The organism is Cellulomonas sp. URHB0016, assembly GCF_054057935.1.
Genome location: NZ_JBSRZU010000001.1, coordinates 1,567,970 through 1,587,460 on the forward strand (window position 1 = coordinate 1,567,970; position 19,491 = coordinate 1,587,460).

Annotated in this window: 22 protein-coding genes; 11 read left to right on the forward strand and 11 right to left on the reverse strand. The window is 71.8% G+C overall.

Annotated features, from left to right (window positions below):
- Positions 1-100: 100 nt before the first annotated feature.
- From ACVW07_RS07330 to ACVW07_RS07355, 6 genes are all read right to left on the reverse strand, one after another.
- Positions 101-1,045: a TatD family hydrolase gene (locus ACVW07_RS07330; RefSeq protein WP_456818589.1), complete on the reverse strand. Its 945-nt coding sequence runs from the start codon at positions 1,043-1,045 to the stop codon at positions 101-103.
- Between the two features lie 7 nt (positions 1,046-1,052).
- Complete coding sequence (gene metG / locus ACVW07_RS07335) at positions 1,053-2,837, reverse strand: methionine--tRNA ligase (RefSeq protein ID WP_456818590.1); 1,785 nt, start codon at positions 2,835-2,837, stop codon at positions 1,053-1,055.
- A gap of 9 nt (positions 2,838-2,846) precedes the next feature.
- Complete coding sequence (locus ACVW07_RS07340; RefSeq protein WP_456818591.1) at positions 2,847-3,716, reverse strand: PH domain-containing protein; 870 nt, start codon at positions 3,714-3,716, stop codon at positions 2,847-2,849.
- 1 nt (position 3,717) lies between these two features.
- Positions 3,718-3,885 (reverse strand): hypothetical protein, encoded by a 168-nt coding sequence (locus ACVW07_RS07345; protein WP_456818592.1) that lies wholly within the window; start codon positions 3,883-3,885, stop codon positions 3,718-3,720.
- Between the two features lie 285 nt (positions 3,886-4,170).
- Complete coding sequence (locus ACVW07_RS07350; RefSeq protein WP_456818593.1) at positions 4,171-4,524, reverse strand: YciI family protein; 354 nt, start codon at positions 4,522-4,524, stop codon at positions 4,171-4,173.
- A gap of 90 nt (positions 4,525-4,614) precedes the next feature.
- Positions 4,615-5,808, reverse strand: coding sequence for a PQQ-dependent sugar dehydrogenase (locus ACVW07_RS07355; RefSeq protein ID WP_456818594.1), 1,194 nt, complete (start codon positions 5,806-5,808; stop codon positions 4,615-4,617).
- Between the two features lie 125 nt (positions 5,809-5,933).
- Between ACVW07_RS07355 and ACVW07_RS07360 the strand changes: the two genes are divergently transcribed.
- Positions 5,934-6,548 carry an isochorismatase family protein gene (locus tag ACVW07_RS07360; protein ID WP_456818595.1) on the forward strand — a complete coding sequence of 205 codons (615 nt, stop codon included), beginning with the start codon at positions 5,934-5,936 and terminating at the stop codon, positions 6,546-6,548.
- 75 nt (positions 6,549-6,623) lie between these two features.
- Here the strand turns inward: ACVW07_RS07360 and ACVW07_RS07365 are convergent, their stop codons facing one another.
- Positions 6,624-7,049, reverse strand: a complete 426-nt coding sequence (locus ACVW07_RS07365) for a hypothetical protein (protein WP_456818596.1) — start codon at positions 7,047-7,049, stop codon at positions 6,624-6,626.
- A 130-nt stretch (positions 7,050-7,179) separates the two neighbouring features.
- The gene (gene rsmI, locus ACVW07_RS07370) at positions 7,180-8,037 is read right to left on the reverse strand and encodes a 16S rRNA (cytidine(1402)-2'-O)-methyltransferase (RefSeq protein ID WP_456818597.1); all 858 of its coding nucleotides are present in this window, start codon (positions 8,035-8,037) and stop codon (positions 7,180-7,182) included.
- Between the two features lie 120 nt (positions 8,038-8,157).
- Here rsmI and ACVW07_RS07375 point away from each other — a divergent pair, with 120 nt between their 5' ends.
- Positions 8,158-10,257, forward strand: coding sequence for a phospholipid carrier-dependent glycosyltransferase (locus ACVW07_RS07375; protein ID WP_456818598.1), 2,100 nt, complete (start codon positions 8,158-8,160; stop codon positions 10,255-10,257).
- 98 nt (positions 10,258-10,355) lie between these two features.
- Here ACVW07_RS07375 and ACVW07_RS07380 read toward each other — a convergent pair whose 3' ends face one another.
- Both ACVW07_RS07380 and ACVW07_RS07385 read right to left on the reverse strand, forming a co-directional pair.
- Positions 10,356-11,807, reverse strand: a complete 1,452-nt coding sequence (locus ACVW07_RS07380) for a beta-N-acetylhexosaminidase (protein WP_456818599.1) — start codon at positions 11,805-11,807, stop codon at positions 10,356-10,358.
- Between the two features lie 46 nt (positions 11,808-11,853).
- A complete protein-coding gene (locus tag ACVW07_RS07385) occupies positions 11,854-12,774 on the reverse strand; it encodes a bile acid:sodium symporter family protein (protein ID WP_456821048.1) in 921 nt (306 codons plus the stop codon).
- 274 nt (positions 12,775-13,048) lie between these two features.
- On the opposite strand from ACVW07_RS07385, the gene ACVW07_RS07390 reads away from it, so the two are divergent.
- From ACVW07_RS07390 to ACVW07_RS07420, 7 genes are all read left to right on the forward strand, one after another.
- Entirely contained in the window at positions 13,049-13,324 is a 276-nt protein-coding gene (locus tag ACVW07_RS07390; protein ID WP_456818600.1) for a GlsB/YeaQ/YmgE family stress response membrane protein, read from the forward strand.
- A gap of 361 nt (positions 13,325-13,685) precedes the next feature.
- Positions 13,686-13,943: a hypothetical protein gene (locus ACVW07_RS07395; RefSeq protein ID WP_456818601.1), complete on the forward strand. Its 258-nt coding sequence runs from the start codon at positions 13,686-13,688 to the stop codon at positions 13,941-13,943.
- A complete protein-coding gene (locus ACVW07_RS07400) occupies positions 13,937-14,152 on the forward strand; it encodes a helix-turn-helix transcriptional regulator (RefSeq protein ID WP_456818602.1) in 216 nt (71 codons plus the stop codon). The genes ACVW07_RS07395 and ACVW07_RS07400 overlap by 7 nt, the downstream gene beginning before the upstream one ends.
- A 66-nt stretch (positions 14,153-14,218) precedes the next feature.
- Positions 14,219-14,878: a DUF4386 domain-containing protein gene (locus ACVW07_RS07405; RefSeq protein ID WP_456818603.1), complete on the forward strand. Its 660-nt coding sequence runs from the start codon at positions 14,219-14,221 to the stop codon at positions 14,876-14,878.
- Between the two features lie 256 nt (positions 14,879-15,134).
- Positions 15,135-16,064 carry a polyphosphate kinase 2 gene (gene ppk2, locus ACVW07_RS07410; protein ID WP_456818038.1) on the forward strand — a complete coding sequence of 310 codons (930 nt, stop codon included), beginning with the start codon at positions 15,135-15,137 and terminating at the stop codon, positions 16,062-16,064.
- 190 nt (positions 16,065-16,254) lie between these two features.
- The gene (locus ACVW07_RS07415; RefSeq protein WP_456818604.1) at positions 16,255-16,926 is read left to right on the forward strand and encodes a hypothetical protein; all 672 of its coding nucleotides are present in this window, start codon (positions 16,255-16,257) and stop codon (positions 16,924-16,926) included.
- Complete coding sequence (locus ACVW07_RS07420; protein ID WP_456818605.1) at positions 16,923-17,093, forward strand: hypothetical protein; 171 nt, start codon at positions 16,923-16,925, stop codon at positions 17,091-17,093. The genes ACVW07_RS07415 and ACVW07_RS07420 overlap by 4 nt, the downstream gene beginning before the upstream one ends.
- A gap of 380 nt (positions 17,094-17,473) precedes the next feature.
- On the opposite strand, the gene ACVW07_RS07425 is transcribed toward ACVW07_RS07420, so the two are convergent.
- The gene (locus ACVW07_RS07425) at positions 17,474-18,307 is read right to left on the reverse strand and encodes a PASTA domain-containing protein (protein WP_456818606.1); all 834 of its coding nucleotides are present in this window, start codon (positions 18,305-18,307) and stop codon (positions 17,474-17,476) included.
- A gap of 326 nt (positions 18,308-18,633) precedes the next feature.
- Here ACVW07_RS07425 and ACVW07_RS07430 point away from each other — a divergent pair, with 326 nt between their 5' ends.
- Together ACVW07_RS07430 and ACVW07_RS07435 are read left to right on the forward strand one after the other, a co-directional pair.
- Positions 18,634-18,774 (forward strand): hypothetical protein, encoded by a 141-nt coding sequence (locus ACVW07_RS07430; protein ID WP_456818607.1) that lies wholly within the window; start codon positions 18,634-18,636, stop codon positions 18,772-18,774.
- A 5-nt stretch (positions 18,775-18,779) separates the two neighbouring features.
- Entirely contained in the window at positions 18,780-19,025 is a 246-nt protein-coding gene (locus tag ACVW07_RS07435; RefSeq protein WP_456818608.1) for a YegP family protein, read from the forward strand.
- Positions 19,026-19,491: the final 466 nt, after the last annotated feature.

Below are 19,491 nucleotides of genomic sequence, written 5' to 3' on the forward strand. Positions count from 1 at the left end.
CCGCTCGCCGGCGCCCGTGGTGGACGCTCGTCCGACGGTAACCGATCCGTGACCCGGGCGGGTAGCGGGCGTCCACCGTCCGGCCCTCCCGGCGGCACGTTCACCACGTCCCGTACACGCGCTCGGACGTCGCCGTCAGGCCCGTGCAGACCGACTCCAGCGACCGGTCCGTGACCTCGGCGACCACCCGGACCGTCCCGGGCAGCAGGTAGGGGGCGTTGGGGCGGCCGCGGTACGGGTGCACCGTGAGGTACGGCGCGTCAGTCTCGACCAGGAGCAGCTCGGGCGGGACCTCCCGCAGGGCGGCCCGCAGGTCGTCGTTGGGTCCGAACGACACCGGGCCGGCGAACGAGCAGAACCAGCCGTGCCGGGCCGCGGTGCGGGCGAGGTCGGCGTCGCCCGAGAAGCAGTGGAACACCGTGCGGTCCGGTGCGCCGTCGTGCAGCAGCACGTCGACCACGTCCTGGTGGGCGTCCCGGTCGTGGATCTGCAGCGCGAGGCCCAGCTCCTTCGCGAGCGCCACGTGCGCCCGGAACGCCTCACGCTGCACCTCGCGGCCGCGTGGTCCCGCCCGGAAGAAGTCCAGGCCCGTCTCGCCGATCGCGCGCACCCGGGGGTTCGCCCGGGCGACGTCCGCCACCCGTGTCATCGCGTCGTCCAGGCTCGTCGCGTGCCTGGGCTGCGGGTCGGGGTCGAGGCCGTCGGGTGCGACCTCCCGCACGCCGGCGTGCAGCACCGCCTCGTTGGGGTGGATCGCGACGGCGCCGAGGAGCTCGGGGCGGGCGCGCACGACCTCGTCGGTCCACGCCACCGCGTCGAGGTCGCAGCCGACCTGCACCAGGCGGGTCACGCCGGCCGCGGCGGCCCGGGCCAGGTGGTCGTCGAGGGTCGGCGACGCGTCGCCGGCCGTCTCCGGCCCGCCGCCCCAGCCGGACGCGACCCAGCCGAGCACCGACTCGAGGTGGGTGTGGTTGTCGACGACCGGCGACGGCAGCGGTTCGGGCGGCGCGGGCCAGCCGCGCTCCCGGCTGCGGGACCGTGCCACCCGCCCGTCAGCCCTGCTCGACGCGGGCGATCTCCTGCTCGACGATCGCGTCGTCGAGCTTGGTGAACACCGGCGTCGGCTTGGCCACCGGCGTGCCCGGCACCACCGGCACGGACGCCCAGCGGGCGCCGTCGCGGTAGTCCCCGGTGATGACGGGGTAGTGGCGCGAGTCGTCGTCGAGGTCCGTGACCTCGTCGATCCGGGGCTGCGGTGCGAACGTGCCCGTGCCGCCCAGGGTCTCGTGCACGGACTGCGCGGCGAACGGCAGGAACGGGGCGAGCATCGTGTTCGCGTCGGAGATCACCTGGGCGGCCGTGTGCAGGACGGTGCCGAGGCGGTCACGGTCCGTGGTGAGCTTCCAGGGCTCGGTCTCGGAGATGTAGCGGTTCGCCTCCTGCACCACGCGCATCGCCTCACCGACGGCAGCCCGGTTGCGGTGCCCGCCGAGCAGGTCGCCGACCTTCGTGAACCCCTCGGTCGACGCCGCGAGCAGCGCGTCGTCGACCGGCAGGCGCTCCGCCGGGGCCGGGATCTCGCCGAAGTTCTTGGCGATGAGGTTCGCCGTGCGGTTGACGAGGTTGCCCCAGCCCGCGACGAGCTCGTCGTTGGTGCGCCGCTTGAACTCCGCCCACGTGAAGTCGACGTCCTGCGTCTCCGGGCCCGCGATCGACAGGTAGTAGCGCAGCGCGTCGGGCTGGTAGCGGGACAGCATGTCCCGCACGTAGATGACGACGCCGCGCGACGAGCTGAACTGCTGGCCGCCCACGTTGAGGTACTCGCTCGACACCACCTCGGTGGGCAGCTGCAGGTTCCCGTACGGGCCGGGCGCGCCACCCTTGTTCCCGCGCCCGTCGTAGCCCATGAGCTCCGCCGGCCAGATCTGCGAGTGGAACGTGATGTTGTCCTTGCCCATGAAGTAGTACGACAGGGCCTCCGGGTCGTTCCAGAACGGCCGCCACGCCTCGGGGTCACCCGTGCGCCGGGCCCACTCGATGCTGGCCGACAGGTACCCGATCACCGCGTCGAACCACACGTAGAGCCGCTTGCCCGGGTTCTCCTCCCAGCCGGGCAGCGGGACCGGGATGCCCCAGTCGATGTCCCGCGTCATGGCGCGCGGCCGCATGTCGTCGATGAGGTTGAGGCTGAAGTTGAGGACGTTGGGCCGCCAGCCCTCGCGCGTGCTGAGCCACGCCTCGAGCGCCTGGGCGAACGCCGGCAGGTCGAGGAAGAAGTGCGTCGACTCCACGAACTTCGGCGTCTCGCCGTTGATCCGGCTCCGGGGGTTGACGAGGCTGATCGCGTCGAGCTGGTTGCCGCAGTTGTCGCACTGGTCCCCGCGCGCGCCGTCGTAGCCGCAGATGGGGCACGTGCCCTCGATGTAGCGGTCCGGCAGCGTGCGTCCCGTGCTCGGGCTGATGGCGCCCATGGCCTGCTGCTCGACCATGTACCCGTTCTTGTGGACCGTGCGGAACATCTCCTGGACCACCGCGTAGTGGTTGCGCGTCGTGGTCCGCGTGAACAGGTCGTACGACAGGCCCAGCTGCGCGAGGTCCTCGACGATGACCCGGTTGTACCGGTCCGCGAGCGCCTGCGGCGTCACGCCCTCCTTCTCGGCCTGCACCAGGATCGGCGTCCCGTGCTCGTCCGTGCCCGACACCATGAGGACGTCGTGGCCCGCCATCCGCATGTAGCGGGAGAAGACGTCCGAGGGGACGCCGAAGCCGGCGACGTGACCGATGTGGCGGGGGCCGTTCGCGTAGGGCCACGCGACGGCGGACAGGATGCGGGACATGGCCCGATCCTAGGTGAGCGGTCCGCGCCCCCGGTCGGGCTGTCCGCCCTGTCCCGCCGTCCCGTCGGGGTCCCCCGGGCCGTCCACCGGCACGAACGTGGCCGGCGGGTCCGAGACGAACCAGCCGGGGTCGCCCGTCGCCTGGTCGGCGGGCCGGCCGGGCACCACCCGGACCGGGAGCGGCTGGGTGTCGTCCGGGGCGAACGGTCCGCCCTCCGTGGGGTGCCCACCAGGGCGGCGCGGCCAGTCCACCGGCCGGCCTGCCGGCGGCGAGCCCTGCGCAGGGCCGGACGCTCCCGGCGAGCCGGGGCGGGTGGGGCGAGCAGCGACCGGGGGGCCGGTGGGGCGAGCTGGTGCCGGGGGGCCGGCCTCGGGCGGCGTGAAGATGATCGCGCACAGGTCCCGGTAGGTGACGTCGGGGTGGGCGACCCACGTGATCCGGCGCATCGCCTGGTCCTGCCCGGCGGACTCGAGGATGAACTCCCCGTAGCCCAGCAGCCTGCCCAGGACGGACCGCGAGTAGCTCATGTCGGTGACCTTGCCCAGGGGCATCATCGCGACGTTGCGGGTGACCAGGCCGTGCAGCAGGAGCATCCGCTTGTCCGTCGCCACGAACCACTCGGTCCGCCACTCCAGCAGCCGCCAGCCGAGCCGGACCGCCACCACCAGCCAGAACCACCAGATCCACTCGGCCGCGTCGCCGACGGCGCCCGTCGCGGTGTCCACGAGCCAGGCGATCAGCACGAACGCGACCAGGGTCGTCGCGACCGGCTCGACCAGCTTGGCCCAGTGGTGCCGGACGGCGAGCACCACCCGCTCCTCGGGCAGCACGTACCGCCGCACGCTGTGGTGCCCGACGAGCGGGTCCTGCGTCCTCATGTCACTCGGTGAGGCTCGAGAAGAAGCGGCCGAAGCTGGCGAACGCGCCCGCGATCATGTCCCACAGGGCCTTGACCAGGTCGGCGGCCCGGTCAGGGCTCGTGACGATCGCGTAGACGAGGAAGATCGCGACGATCCAGATCAGGAGGGTCTTCAGCTTCGGGGGCATGGTCACCTCGGGGGGACGTCGGCGGCGGTCAGGCCGATGGGAGTAACGGTGGGCGTCGCGATAGCCGGCACGGTGTCCGGAGCGGCGGTCAAGGCGGCGGTCAAGGCGGCGGTCGAGGAACATTCGGCGCAGCTCTCAGCTCGGAGTGCGGAACCCCCCGGCCGGGCAAAGGGTACTGATCCGGCAAACCTCCGTGCGCCACCGCTCACCGCGTGGCGCGAGAAAGGCGGGCCGGGACGGCGTGTCGCCCGCGCGTCCCGGCCCGCTCGGGCCCGCTCCCGTCCGCTACGCCGTCGTGGAGCCGCCGTCCTCGTCCCGCCAGAGCTGCCGCAGCTCCACGAGCCCGCCGCTCGCCATCGGGTGCCGCGAGGCCACCTCGACGGCCTCGTCCAGGTCACGGCACTCGAGGAGGTCGAACCCGGCGATCTGCTCGCCGAGCTCGGCGAACGGGCCGTCCGTCACCAGCGTCCCGCCGTGGCGGACCCGGACCACCCGGGCCTCCCCCGCCGGCCGGAGCCGGTCGCCCAGCACCCGCCGGCCGAGGCGGTCGTTCTCCTCGACCCAGTCCTCGATCGACTGCACCTCCGGGGCGTCCGGCTCGGCGGCGGGGTCGGTGCACACCAGCATCAGGAACTGCATGGGAGTCCTCCTCGTGTTCTCGGGGCGTTCGCCCGATCACCCTGGCGACGGGCGAGGGTGACCGCAATCGACAGACCTGACCGACGGGAGTCAGCCGACCGCGATCCGCAGGATCCAGTCGTCGCCGGGCCGGACGTCGCCGCGCCCGTCGGTGTTGTTCGTGAGGACCCACAACGACCCGTCCGGTGCCACGACGACGGCACGCACCCGCCCGTGGTCACCGTCGAGCAGCGCCTGCGGCGTGCCGACACCGTCCGGGAGCAGCGGCACCCGCCACAGCCGTGCACCGCGGAGGGCTGCGAGGTACACGCCCTCGTCGGTCACGGCCAGCCCGCTCGGCGACGCGTCGGAGGTCGCCCAGGTGGCGACCGGGTCCACGAAGCCCTCGCCGGACCCGCCCGTGCCCTCGACCGTGGGCCAGCCGTAGTTGCCGCCCGGAACGATCACGTTGAGCTCGTCCCACGTGTTCTGGCCGAACTCCGAGGCGAACATCCGGCCGTCCGACGACCACCCGATGCCCTGCACGTTACGGTGGCCCAGGCTCCACACCGGCGACCGTGGGTCGGGGTTCCCGGGAGCCGGGTCGCCGTCGGGCGTGATCCGCAGGATCTTGCCGTTCAGCGAGTCCGGGTCCTGCGCGTCCGGAGGGTGGCCCGCGTCGCCCGTGGTGACGTAGAGGTCGCCGTCGGGTCCGACCGCGAGACGGCCGCCGTCGTGGTTCCCTGCCTTCCGGATGCCCGTGAGCACCGGACGCAGGTCACCGAGGGTGGTGCCCTGGAGCGTGCCGCGCAGCACCCGGTTGTCGTCGGCGGTCGTGGCGTAGAGGGCGAGGTCGACGGTGTCGGAGTCGGCATCGGCGTCGGCGTCGAGCACCGCCACCCCCAGCAGCCCGCCCTCGCCGTCCGGCTGCACCTCGTGACGGAGCTGGTCCGCGCCCGGCCCTGTCACGGCGGTGGCGACACCGTCACCCTCGACGACGACGAGCCGGGCCTCGTTCCGGAGCGTGACGACCGCGGCGCCGTCCGGCAGGAACGCGAGGGCCCACGGCACGTCGAGACCACCGACGATCTCGCGGTCGTCGGTGACATCCAGCGACGGCGGGCCGGACGGTCCCGATGGCCCGGTCGGAGCTCCGGGCGTGCCCCAGGAGGACCGCGCTGTCGACGTCGGTGTCGCCCCGGACCCGTCGCCGGGCGTGCAGGCCGCCAGGGTGAGCGCACCGGCCGCCGCGACGAGAGCGAGCGCCCCGCGGGAGCCCGTCGGGCGCGACCGCGCGACTGCCATGGCCCAGCGGAACACACCGGCGCCGCACACCGCCACCGCGACAGGTCGACCCGTGGGCCCGCACTGCTCGCGCCCGCGGTCGGAGGTGCGAAGGTGGGAGGACGTGGGACACGAGGAGGCGCGCCATGAGCACGGCACCGGACACCGCCGCCCCACGCCGTGCGCTCGTCGTGGTCGACGTGCAGCCGACCTTCTGCGAGGGCGGCGCGCTCGGGGTCGAGGGCGGCAACGCCGTGGCGCTCGGTGTCGCGCAGTACGCGGCCGCGCACCACGACCGATACGCGCTGGTGGTGACGACACAGGACTGGCACGTCGACCCGGGCAGCCACTTCAGTGAAGCGCCCGACTACGTCGACACATGGCCGCCGCACGGCGTCGCCGGGACCGCCGAGGCCGAGCTCCACCCCGCCCTGTCCGAGCTCGGACCCGATGTCAGCGTCAAGAAGGGCCAGTACTCCGCCGCGTACTCGGGGTTCGAGGGCGTCGACGCGAACGGTCAGGGGCTCGGGCAGATCCTCGCGGAGGCGCGGATCACCGACGTGGACGTGGTCGGGATCGCGGAGTCGCACTGCGTCCGCTCGACGGTCCTCGACGCCCTGGCCCTGGGCCTGCGGACGCGGGTGCTCACCGATCTCACCGTGGCCGTGACCCCGGACCAGGGGGCCGCCGCCCGGGCACAGATGCGCGCGTCCGGCGCGGAGCTCGTGGCGTCGACCGACCTGGACCGGCCGGGCAGCTGACCGGGCAGGGCCGTCGCGGCGGCGCCGACACTGCTGGTCACGGCGCGGCCGGCCGGGAATGGTCGGGCGCTGCGGTCAGGGTGCCTGGTCGTCGGACGACCACCCGAGGTTGCGGGCCACCTGCTCGAGCACCCCGATCGCCGTGGCGTAGTCCTCCTCGGAGACCCCCTCGACGACGGCCTGACGGAACGTCGCCACGCGCTCCCCGAGGACGCGGAAGTGCTCCTCGCCGTCCTCGGTGAACACGTACCCCGCGGGCTCGCGGTGCAGCCAGCGTCGCGACGTGAGAAGCACCAGCTCCGCCCGGCCGACCGGCGCCTCGAACGACGGCTCGAACGCGGACAGCACCTGGGCGACAGCCTCGTCGTCGGCGGGGCCTGCGTGCACCACGTTGAGCACCTGCCAGTGCCGGCGGGTCAGGCCGTCCCGGGCGAGCACCTCCTCGAACCCGGACTCGATGAGCCGGTCCACGACCTTGAGCCAGTACCCGACAGGACGCATGGCGCACCTCCGCGTCGATCCTCTCAGCGCTTGCCGGGGGTCGCCACGTCGGCGTCGCCGGCACGGCCGGTGCCGGGACCGCTGCCGGCCGCTCGGGCCCACCGGCGCGCCGCGGCGGGAGCCGCTGCGGTCAGCGGGAGCGAGCGGCGAGAGCCGCGGCATAGAGCTCCCGCTTCGGGACGCCCGCCACCGTGGCCACCTCGGTGACGGCCTCCTTCAGCCGCTCCCCCGCGTCGGTGCGAGCGAGCACCTCGGCGACGAGGTCGGCCGTGCTCATGGTCGTCGCCCGGACGGCACCGGCGACGACCACGACGATCTCGCCGCGCACCTGCCCGTCTGCCGCCCACACCACGAGCTCGGCGAGCGGGCCACGGCGGACCTCCTCGTACGTCTTGGTCAGCTCCCGGCACACGGCCGCGGCCCGGTCGGCGCCGAACGCGACGACCATGGAGTCGAGCACGTCCCCGAGCCGGTGCGGAGCCTCGAAGAACACCAGCGTGCGCCGCTCGTCGGCCAGGTCCGCGAGCGCCCGCGCCCGCTCGCCCGGGCGACGGGGCAGGAACCCCTCGAAGCAGAACCGGTCGGTCGGCAGGCCTGACAGCGCCAGCGCGGTGAGGACCGCGCTGGGCCCCGGCGCGGCCGTGACCGGCAGCCCGGCCGCGACGGCGGCGGTCACCACCCGGAACCCGGGGTCAGACACCGCGGGCATCCCGGCGTCGGTGACGACCACGACCGTGCCACCGCCGGCGACGACCTCGAGCAGCTCCGCGGAGCGGTCCGCCTCGTTGTGCTCGTGGTGGCTGACCACGCGACCGCCGATCTCGACGCCCATCCGCGCCGCCAGGGCCCGGGTGCGCCGGGTGTCCTCCGCGGCGACCACGTCGGCCTCCGCGAGCAACCGCCGCAGGTGCGCCGAGGCGTCCTCGACGTTGCCGATCGGGGTCGCGGCGAGGACCAGTCGGCCCGGTCCGGGTGCGGTGGCGCTCACCCCGCCAGCCTGCCACCTCGGCCCCTGCCGCACTGACGGCGGCCCGGCGGCGCGTGATCACGCCCGACGACCTTGCCCGGAGCACTCCCCCGACACAGTCGTCGCCCCTACGATGACCGCGTGCCGCCCACCCGAGACGACGACGCCGTGCTGGCCGCCCCGTCCGACGACGACGTCGAGACCCCGCCCCCCGCACCCCGCCACGAGCCGACAGACGACGTGTCGGAGGCTCCCGAGCCGTCCGCCGCGTCGGACCCGGCGACCCCGACGACGACCGACGACCCGAAGGCCCCCTCCCTCACTGAGGTCCCCGCCCCGGAGGTCCCCGACGCGGAGGTGCCCGACGCAGAGGCCACCGCCACGGAAGTACCCGCCACTGAGGTCCCCGACGCGGAGGTACCCGACGCGGAGGTCCCCGAGGCAGAGGTCCCCGCCGCGGACGTCACCGCCACGGAGGTCACCGGCGCGAAGGCCACCGCCACGGAGGTCCCCGCCGCGAACACCACGGACGCGGAGGTCCCGGCCACGGAGCTCACCGGCGGGGAAGCCACCGACCCGGCGCCCGACACGGCGACGCCCGACGCTGCCGCGCCCGAGCACGAGGCAGTGGCCGAGCCCGTGGACGAGGGCCCGACCCGCGACCGGCTGCTGCGCCGGCTCCTCGGCGCCGAGGCCCTCACCCTCGACGCGGACCCGCGCGCGCGGCTGACCGGCTGGCTGTGGGCGCTCGGCGTCACGGTGCTCGCCGGCGTCCTGCGGCTGTGGGACCTGGGCCGACCGCACAAGCTGGTGTTCGACGAGACGTACTACGTCAAGGACGGCTGGTCGCTGATCAAGCGCGGCTATGAGGCGACGTGGCCCACGGACCCCAACGCGGCGTTCGAGGCGGGTGACGCGTCGGGCCTCGGCACGGCCGCGGAGTACGTGGTGCACCCGCAGGTCGGCAAGTGGCTCATCGGCCTGGGCATCCAGCTCGGCGGCGGTGTGGGCAGCTCGGCCGCGTGGCGGCTCGCGGCGGCGGTGTGCGGGACGCTCGCCGTGCTGATGCTCGTGCGGATCGCGCGGCGGCTGTTCCGGTCGACCGCCTGGGGTGTCGTGGCGGGTCTGCTGCTCGCCTTCGACGGCGAGGCGATCGTGATGTCCCGCGTCAGCCTGCTCGACCCGTTCCTGATGTTCTTCGTGCTCGCCGCGTTCGGTGCGCTCCTGCTGGACCGCGACCAGGCCCGGCGCAGGCTCGCGGACCGTGCAGCGGTCGTGCTCGACGCGGGCGACGACCTCGGCGTCGGGCCCCGGCTGGGCTGGCGGTGGTGGCGGCTCGCGGCCGCGGTCCTGCTCGGCCTGTCGATCGGCACGAAGTGGTCCGGCCTCTACTTCCTCGCGGTCTTCGGCCTGATGACGGTGTCATGGGACGTCACCGCCCGGCGGACCGTGGGCGTGCGCAGCTGGTTCTGGGCGGGGATCCGGCGCGACGGCATCGTCGCCGGCGTCGCGATGGTCGGTATCGCCGCCGTGACCTACGTCGCCTCGTGGTCGTCGTGGCTGCTGCACCCGCTCTCGTACGGGCGGCAGTGGGCGGCGGACAACCCGGGCCAGGGCGTGACGTGGCTGCCGGAGGGGCTGCGGTCGCTGTGGAAGTACCACCAGGACATGTGGGCGTTCCACACCGGTCTCACCACCCCGCACAGCTACTCGTCGCACCCGCTCGGCTGGCTGGTGCAGTGGCGCCCGACGTCGATGTACTACCCCACGGAGATCTCCGGCCTGTCCGGCCAGCAGGCGCAGGACGCCTGCGGCGCGACGCAGTGCTCGCAAGCCATCACCGCGATCGGGAACCCCGTGGTCTGGGTCGCCGGGACCGCGGCGATCCTCGTCGCGCTCGTGTGGCTCGTCCGGTTCAGGGACTGGCGCGCGGGAGCGGTGCTGTCGGGCATCGTCGCCGGCTGGCTGCCGTGGTTCGCGTACCCGGAGCGCACCATCTTCACGTTCTACTCGGTCGCGTTCGTGCCGTGGATCGTCCTCACGCTCGTGTACGTGTTCACGCTCGTGGTCGGTCCCAAGGACGAGCTCGAGCCGAGCGCCCGGCGCTGGGCCATCGGGGTGGTGTCCGCGGTCGTCGCGCTCGCGGTCCTCGTCGGGGCGTTCTTCTACCCGCTGTGGGCGGGCATGGTGGTCCCGTACTGGTTCTGGCACGCGCACATGTGGCTCGCGACCTGGATCTGAGCGACCTGGCCTGAGCGGCCCGGATCTGAGCGACCCGGACCTGAGCGCCCTCGACCGGGCACCGAGCGACCAGGTCGCAGGTGCTCAGGTCGGGGCGCTCAGCGCCAGTCGACCTGCGGGCTGCGGTACCAGGCGAAGCCGAACCGGTCCCAGAACGGGCCGTGCACGGCGACGCGCCTGCGGAACCCGTCCCAGTCCCGCAGCTCGGGGGCGGTCCACGCCACCTCGGCGATGGCCGCGAGCCGCGGCAGCAGCATCCAGGTCAGCTCCGGCAGGTCCCGCAGCGTCTCGGTCCAGAGTGCCGCCTCGACCCCGATCACGGACTCCGGCGGGAGCCCCGCGACGACGGCCGTGGGCTCCCAGTCGTAGGCGTCGCGCAGCTCGATGTGCCCGGCCCACTCCAGCCCGAGCTCGGTGCTCGCGTCGTACTTCATGTCGAGGTAGGCCCTGTTCCCGGGCGACATGAGGAAGAGGGCGCCCGCCTCGGCCGCGTCGACCAACGGCGCCGGGTCGGCACGCTGGTCCCAGTACTGGACGACGGTGCCGGGCTCGAGCGTCGTGCGCGCGATCTCCTGCCACCCGACGACCTGCTTGCCGGCCGCCCGCACCGCGGCGGCCGCCACGCCGACGAGCTCGGCGTACTCGTCCGCGCCCATCGTGAGGACCTCGTCGCCTCCGATGTGCACGAAGTCACCGGGCGTCATCCCCGCGACGTCCGTGAACACGTCGGTGAGGAACCTGCCGGTCGCGGGCAGGTGGGCGTGCAGCCTGCTGAAGCCGACGTCGATGCCGGTGTACGCGTCGGTCGGCTCGCCGCCCGGGTTGAGGTCCCCGTAGGTGTGCGTCGCCGCGTTGACGTGGCCCGGCACGTCGATCTCCGGGACCACCCGCACGCCACGGGCACCGGCGTAGGCCACGATGTCGGCGAAGTCGTCGACCGTGTAGAACCCGCCCGGGTCGCCGCCCACGGCGGTGCCGCTCGCTCGCTCGGTGAGCTGGGGCCGGGACGGCAGGTGCAGCCGCCAGCCCTGGTCGTCGGTGAGGTGCAGGTGCAGCACGTTGAGCTTGTAGTGCGCCATGAGCCCGATGACGACCTTGAGGTCGTGGACTCCGACGAAGTGCCGCGCGACGTCGATCGACAGCCCCCGCCAGCCGAACCGCGGCGAGTCCTCGATGCGCACGGCCGGGACGGAGAGCCGGGGCGTCACGAGCTGCCGCAGCGTCACCAGCCCGCGTACCAGGCCGGCCGGGGTGCGGGCGTCGACCGTGACGCGCTCGGGCCGGACCACGACGCGGTACGCCTCGTCACCGGGCGGCAGCGACTCGACGATGCGCAGCCACACCGTGCCGGGTGCCTCGCCCCCGGTGTAGCGCACCTCGACCGGGTGCTCGGTGACACGCCCGAGCAGGTCCGCCGCCAGCACGCCCACGGCGATGAGCTCGGGCCGGCTCTCGACGACGACCGTGGTGCCCTCGCCGAGCAGGAACGGCTCGCCACCGGTCACGTCCAGGGAGGCCGGACGAGGGATGAGGGCGATCTCGTCGGGCACGGGACTCCTCGGGCGCTGACGACGGGCGACTGGCACCCGGGGCACGCTACTTCACGTCCTGGGCGAGCCGCCGTGCGACCACCGCGCACGTCGCGAGCTGCAGCTGGTGGAACACGATGACGGGCAGCGCGACACCGGCGGCGAGCGCCGGTGCGAACAGCACGGACGCCATCGGCAGGCCCGTCGCGAGGCTCTTCTTCGATCCGCACATCAGGAGCGCGACCCGGTCGGGCCGGGAGAGCCCGAGCCGTCCACCGCCCGTCCATGTGAGCACCAGCATCACCGTGAGCATCACCGCGCAGACCACGAGGAGCAGCACGAGGGCACCGACCGTGACCCGGTCCCAGGCGCCCGAGACCTGCGCCTCGCTCACGGACGCGTACGCGACCAGCAGGAGCGTCGCACGGTCGGTCACCCGGGTCAGGCGCGCATGCGCCCGCACCCACCGCCCGATCCACGGCTGCAGGGCCTGGCCGGCGGCGAACGGCACGAGGAGCAGCCAGACGACACCGGACACGGACCCACCGGTCGTCGCTCCGGTCCGGCTCATCAGCACGCCGACGAGCAGCGGCGTCAGGACGACACCCGCCACGTTCGAGATCGTCGCACCGGTGATGGCCCCCGCGACGTTGCCGCGGGCGATCGACGTGAACACGACCGACGACTGCACGGTGGACGGCAGGAGCGACAGGAACAGCACGCCCGTCTTCAGGTCGGGTGCGAGGACCTCGTCGGGCAGCACCTGCGCGAGCAGGCCGAGCAGCGGGAACACCACGTACGTCGCCACGAGCATCGAGCCCTGCAGGCGCCAGTGGCGCAGCCCGGCCCACACCTCGCCGGTCGGCATCCGCGCGCCGTACAGGAAGAAGAGCAGGACGATCGCGCCGGTCCTGACCACGTCCACCACGTCGGCGAACGTGCCGCGCGCCGGGAGGACCAGGCCGAGCACCAGCACCGCGAGGATCATCGCGACGAGCGGGTCCACCCAGGCGAGCACCCTCGCCGCCGGCCTCCGAGCTCCGGTGGGGGGCTCCTCGGGCACGCCGTCATCATGCCACCGGCGTGCCCGTCGCCGTCTCGGTGGGCTTTCGGTGTCGGGCTTGTCCGTGTCTCGCCCGGTTTGTGCACCGCGAAAGTGTGACGAACGTCCAGTTTCCGCCCTCTCGACGCGCGGCCTGAGGATTCGTCCCCTACGTTTCTGCCGTACCCGATCGAACCCCTCTCAGTCAAGGAGTTCACACATGACCCCCGAAGGCATCATCAGCGCGATCATCATCGGTGCGATCATCGGCATCCTCGGCCGACTCGTGGTGCGCGGTCGCCAGAACATCTCGATCCTGGTCACCATCGTCGTCGGCATCGTGGCGGCGCTGGTCGGCACCTGGCTCGCCTCGCTCATCGGCGTCAGGGACACGAACGGCGTCGACTGGATCGAGCTGCTCCTGCAGGTCGGCCTCGCTGCGGTGTTCGTGGCCGCCGTGGCCGGTCGACGCGGCCGCCGCCGCAGCCTGCTCTGAGCCACACACCCCGAGCAGCCGGGCATCTCCCCCGGCGTCCGGCTGCTCGACCTCACTGAACGACGAAGGCCGGACCCGTCTGGGTCCGGCCTTCGTCGTGCGGTGGAGGTGGAGGGCTTCGAACCCTGACCGTCTCGTCCGAAGACGTCCGGGCCGGCGGCATCACTCAGGGCCCGCGATGTAAAGAACTCTTGACACGATGTCTGGTCCACCATACTTTGTGCGTGTCAACAATTCTTTACACGGGAGCATCGATGGATGCTCGCGCCAGGCCGACGCCACGGCACGTGCGGGCGCTCGTCACGAACCTGCTCGTCGGCCAGCACCTCACGCCGGTCCTCACCTTCAGGCTGGAGAGCCGATGCCGTACGAAGAACGGCTGGCCAACCGGCGCGACGGGCACAGGACGGACCAGCGGGACAAGGAGATCAACCGCCTGGGTGAGCGCACCGGCCAGTGGTTCGTCATGACCGGCGCCCTCGCCGCGATGGTCCTCGCCCTCGTCGAGGGGGACTGGTTCTGGATCGCGAACGTTCTCTACCTCTGCTTCGTCCTCTCCGCGGTCCTCTCGTCCGCCACCAGGCTCGCCGCCTACCGACGGGACTTCTCCCCGTGGTGAAGCCCACCCAGGTCACCAACGCGATCCGGACGCTGCGCTTCACGCACGGCGAGATGACGCAGGCGGACCTGGCCCAGCGCATCGGCGTGACCCGCCAGACCGTCATCGCGATCGAGCAGGGCCGCTACTCGCCGTCGCTCGAGATGGCCTTCCAGATCGCCCGCGTGTTCGACGTCCCGCTCGACGACGTCTTCCAGTACCCGGGCTGACTCGCCGCACCACCCACACGAGACCAGGAGGTCTCGCGATCCCCCATGCCCTGAGAGGGACTCCCGATGAACGCACGAGTGGCCGGACTGCTGTACCTCGTCGTCGCCGTCTGCGGCGGCTACGCCGAGCTCGCCGTCCGATCGCCGATCTCGACGGCCGACGACGTCGCCGACGCGCTCCGCGACGGCGCCGCGGCGATGAAGGTCGCCTTCGCCGCCGACCTGGTCGCGTTCTCCTGCTTCCTGCTGGTCGGCATCGTCCTGTACGGCCTGTTCGAGCACGTCAACCGCGCTGCCGCCGTCGCCATGCTCACCATGAACGCGGTCAGTGTGGCCCTCCAGAGCGTGAACCTGGTCAACCATGCGGGCGCCGCGCTCGCGGTGCAGCGAGGCTTCGACGAGCTGGCCGTGCTGTTCCTCGACCTGCACGGCATCGGGTACCTGGTCGCGCAGGTGTTCTTCGGCGGCTGGTTGATCCCGCTCGGCTACCTGGTGGTGCGGTCGGGGATGGTCCCGCGGCTGCTCGGGTACACGCTCATGATCGGTGGCGTCGGCTACCTGCTCGGCATCGTCGTCGAGCTGCTCGCGCCGGGCGCAGACTCCGTGATCCTGGACCTCGGCATGCTGGGCGGGATCTCTGAGCTCGCGTTCCTCGGCTGGCTGCTGGTCAAAGGTGTGCGCGCGCCTGAGCGCGTGGGAAGTGCTCGTGCCCTGGTTGCGTCCTAGTCCGCTGCGAGGCTGCCGTCGAACTGCTCGAGGAGCTGCTGTTGGCCCTCCCCGACGTGGCGCATCCACCCGTTGAGGTAGAGGAGCCCTCGGTGCTCACACACCGATTCGCGAGGGGCAGGTGAACACCCGGCATACGCAGCGCGGCCAGTCGGCGAAGCCGCACCACAGCGTCCGCCCCTGCGACATCGGGACGGCATCATGGCCGGACGCTTCGACAATCGCGGCCGGCCATCCTGCCGGTCAGGAGGATCCGATGGATCCCACGTTCGATCTCGACGGTGTCGAGCCCGATGCCGAGGACAACCTGCGCGAGTACATCGACCGCCTGGTTGCGGAGGGGTACAGCGTTGCCGGGGGCGAGGGTGCGGACCCGGTCCTGATCGACCCGGGTGGCAAGGCGGTCGAGACGTGGCGCGACGACTATCCCTACGACGAGCTGATGGACCGCGACGAGTACGAGGCGGAGAAGTACCGCCTGCAGATCGAGCTGCTCAAGCTGCAGTACTCGGCCGAGGACCACGGCGAGCGTCACATCGTCGTGTTCGAGGGCCGCGACGCGGCCGGCAAGGGTGGGACGATCAAGCGCTTCGTCGAGCACCTCAACCCACGAGCGGCACGGGTCGTCGCGCTCGGCAAGCCCACGAGCAACGAGCAGGGCCAGTGGTACTTCCAGCGCTACGTCCAGCACTTCCCCACGCAGGGCGAGATCGTGCTGTTCGACCGGTCCTGGTACAACCGGGCGGGTGTCGAGCGCGTGATGGGCTTCTGCTCCGACGAGGAGTACGCCGCGTTCATGCGGCAGGCGCCCGACTTCGAGAGGCTCATCGTCGACGACGGGACCCACCTGACGAAGTTCTGGTTCTCGGTCACCCGGCGTGAGCAGCGCACCCGGTTCGCCATCCGTCAGATCGACCCCGTCCGCCGCTGGAAGCTGTCGCCGATGGACCTGGAGTCGCTCGGCCGCTGGGAGGAGTACTCCGCGGCGAAGGAGGCCATGTTCGCCGGGACCGACACCGACCATGCGCCGTGGATCTGGGTCCGGAGCAACGACAAGAAGCGCGCCCGGCTGAACGCGATGCGCCACTTCCTCAGCCAGTTCGACTACGACGGCAAGAACGAGGACGTCATCGGCGAGGTCGACCCGCTCATCGTCCAGCGCGGACGCATCACCTCCGGCGACTGAGACGATGCGGGGCGTGCCGTCGGCTTCACGCCGAGCTCGCCGCGAACGCGGTCCTCCCGCACACTCGGCCTACCCACTGCCATCACGGATCCGGCACAAATCCACCTGTGGAAACGCGCCCACGGCTGTGACCTGTTCCGATACGGTCCCTTTGACCTCAGTTGAGGCCCGTTCTGACCATGGGGGAAACGTGCGATTCCCCACCCGCTCGATCAGTACCGTCGTCGCCGGCACCATCGCCGCCGCGATCACCCTGTCCCTGTCCGTGACGGCCGCGCAGGCCGCCGGACCCGCCGCCGGGGGACGGATCACGTCGCCGTCGGCACCGTCCGAGTCGCAATCTTTCGTGGTGCCTGACCCGAACGCGAGCCCTGCGCTCATCTCCAAGTGGGACCCGTACGTCACTCTGGACGGCGGCGTGTACGTCCTGACCGCGCCCGCGTCCGTGACCGCCGCCGACCCCGCCGGGTACGCCGACGTGATCGCCGTGCTGGCCCGTACCAACGCCACATACGGGTCCGTCCTGTCGAACCCGCTGAACAACCCCACCGGTGGCAAGACGATCCGGAGCAGCGGCCCGCACGGGTCGTTCACCATGGAGTGGTGGGGCGCGTCGATCTACCTTGACCACTACGCCACCGGCCAGGTGACCACCGCGCTGAGCCTGGGCGCAGGCGTCAACACCGTAGCCGCCCTCATCGTCAAGGCGACCTCGGCGTTTCTGCCGTGGGCGAAGGCTGCGGCCGTCGCCCTCGGCCTCACCGGTCAGATCATCAAGGCGTGCGACTGGAACGGTAACGGCGTCGGACTCCACGTCGAGATCTACACCGCCATCCCCATGAGCTGGTGCTGGGCGCGATGAAGCAGTTCGCCCGCGTCGCCGGCATCGTGTGCGGTGCAGCCACCGTGGTCACTGCGTTCGGCGCACTCGTGTGGGACTGGAATGCGTTGCCAGCCGCTGTGTTGAGCGCGTTCGGCCTCGTGTTCCTGCTCATCGCGACCGCGCGGCAGCCCACCGCGAACGACTGACCTGACGGCCGCCTTCCACGCCTGCACACCAAGCAGCGTGGAGGGCGGCGCAGGCTGGCCTGCGCACCGCGCAGGGCACGTCTTCGCGCTCGTAGTTTGTTCGATGAACTACGGGAACCGGATCATGAACCACGCCGACCCCAAGGACGTCGAGCCGATCGCGCCGCCCCGGAACGCCCTCGTCACGACCGAGCTGTGCGACGGCACGACCCCGACGCTCCCGGTGTGGGCGGTCGCGAAGTCCTCCCACTACATCTGCGTGCGGCAGCGAGTGGGCTCCGAGCTCGACTGGTTCGCATGGGTGTGCCGTTGGTCGCGTCACTCCTCGGTAGCAGCCCGCTGGACGTGGCCGAGCGTCAACACCCGGCCGCGCAGCGCGGTTACTGACGGACCCAGATCCCGCAATGCTCGTTGACCTCGAGCCCCTCCCCGGCCTTGACGGTGATCGTGATCACCCCAGGAGCGAAGCCGACGAAGTCGTTGTCGACGATGTCGCCGCTGCTGGTCGTGCGGGACCAGTAGCAGTCCTTGGCGCTGGTCCCAGCGGTGACATAGGTGCCCGCTGCAATGTCAGTGCCGACCGCGTAGGTCCCCGCGTCGAACACCTCCCCCGCGTTGACTCGCGCCTGCATGTCTCCAAAGAAGGGCGCGAACTCCGGGCACGCTGCGGTGAAGTCGGTCAGCGGCATGGAGGTACCCGAACTCGGAAGGAAGACGCTCTGCTTCCTGACCGCGTGAAAGGCGATGTTGACCGGACTCCATGTGGGATTGGCGAGGTCCGCACGGAAGGGCGCACAAAGCTTCGCCTCGTGCTGTGCCGCGAGGGCCGCGGCGGCATTCGCGGCAGACTCCGCGGCGGCTGCCGCGAGTTTCTCTGCCTTGGCAGCCGTGGCGGCTGCTTCGGCGGCGTCCTCTGCCGCCTTCTCCTGTGCGCTCAGGCCGCGGTCGAGCTGAATCGCGTACCCGAGTCGGGCCTCCCCACCCGCGGCAGGCCTCTGCCCGACGATCAGCGATCCCTGGCCCGCCACGGTCGACTTGAGTCCGGCATCCTCGAGGGCCGTCCGCGCGTCCTTTGGTGACATGCCGACCACATCGGGGATCCGCACGGACGACGCCATCGCAGTGGTCGGGGAGGCGGGCGCGCCGTCTCCCGCGCAGCCCGTCACGAGCGTCATCACCACGCCGATCGAAGCGGCGGCGATGACCGACCTCATCGTCGCGCCGCGCGCACGGTCGGCTCGCCCCATTTGCTTGGTTCCACTGCGCTCAAACCGCACTGTCACGCCCGCCCCGCTCGTGGTCCCGATGCTCGCATGTCTCTCTTGACATCGACACACTGGCCGGACCGCCTCAGGAGTCGGAGGATGAAATCCCAGGCGATTGCGTCACTCCCGGTAGGGGCCGGGTGCGAGACGTCGAACGGCGGGAACCCCCTCTCGACGGGTCGCACCGGGCCCCGCTCACGGCATCCACGAGCGGACGCACCGGGCGATCCATGCCAACGACGGGGAACCACCAACACCGAGCGAGGGGCGCCACCATGCTGCGCATCGAGGGCAACGTGCTCATGAACCGGCCCGGCACGATCCCCGCCAACGTCGAGGTCACCGTGCACTTCGTCGTCAACGCAGGTGGCGTCACCATCCGTGACTGCGTGATCCTCGGCGAGTCCGGGGCATAACCACGATGGACACGCTCGAGCTGTACCCAGGCACCGACGGCGATTACCGCTGGCGCGACACCCACACCAACGGCCACGTCCTCGCCGACTCCGCAGAGGGCTACCGCCGCAAGCGCGCCGCGCTCAAGGGCGCAGGACGGGCATTCGGACTGGTCTCCGACCCCGGCAGCGACGCCCCGATCATCGCCGGGAACACCTACCAGCACCCCGACGGACGCCCCTTGATGGTAATCGAGACGTCACCCGGGTGAGATGAGCGGTAGCTCGTCAGTGCCTCGAGGGTGACCGGTACCTCGTTGAACTCCAACGTCGCCGGACCCGAGAGAGCAGGTCCGGGCCGGCGCTCGGGCTCATGGCTCCTGGGGCCGGTTCCGTGAGCGCCGCGACAAGGCGCTTGTCGAATGTGTGAGCGCTTCGATGCCAGTATCGGAGCCTGCCCCCATGCTCCCGTAGGGACCGACGCCAGCTACCCACCACCGCTCCCCGAGCCGCCGTCGCGTGCCCACCTGCCGATCCAACTCATCCCCCGCCGGCCCTTCTCGTGCCAGTGGCATCCGACGCAGCCGAACTCCCCGCTCGACACCCGGATGCCAGGCGACCAAGGTGCCCGAGCGGAGTGACGTCCACTGCGGCGAGAATGTGGTGTGCGCCGGCGTCCAGCGACGTGGGCGTCAAGTACGTCAGCCCATCCGGGAATACCTGGCGTGCACCTCGGAA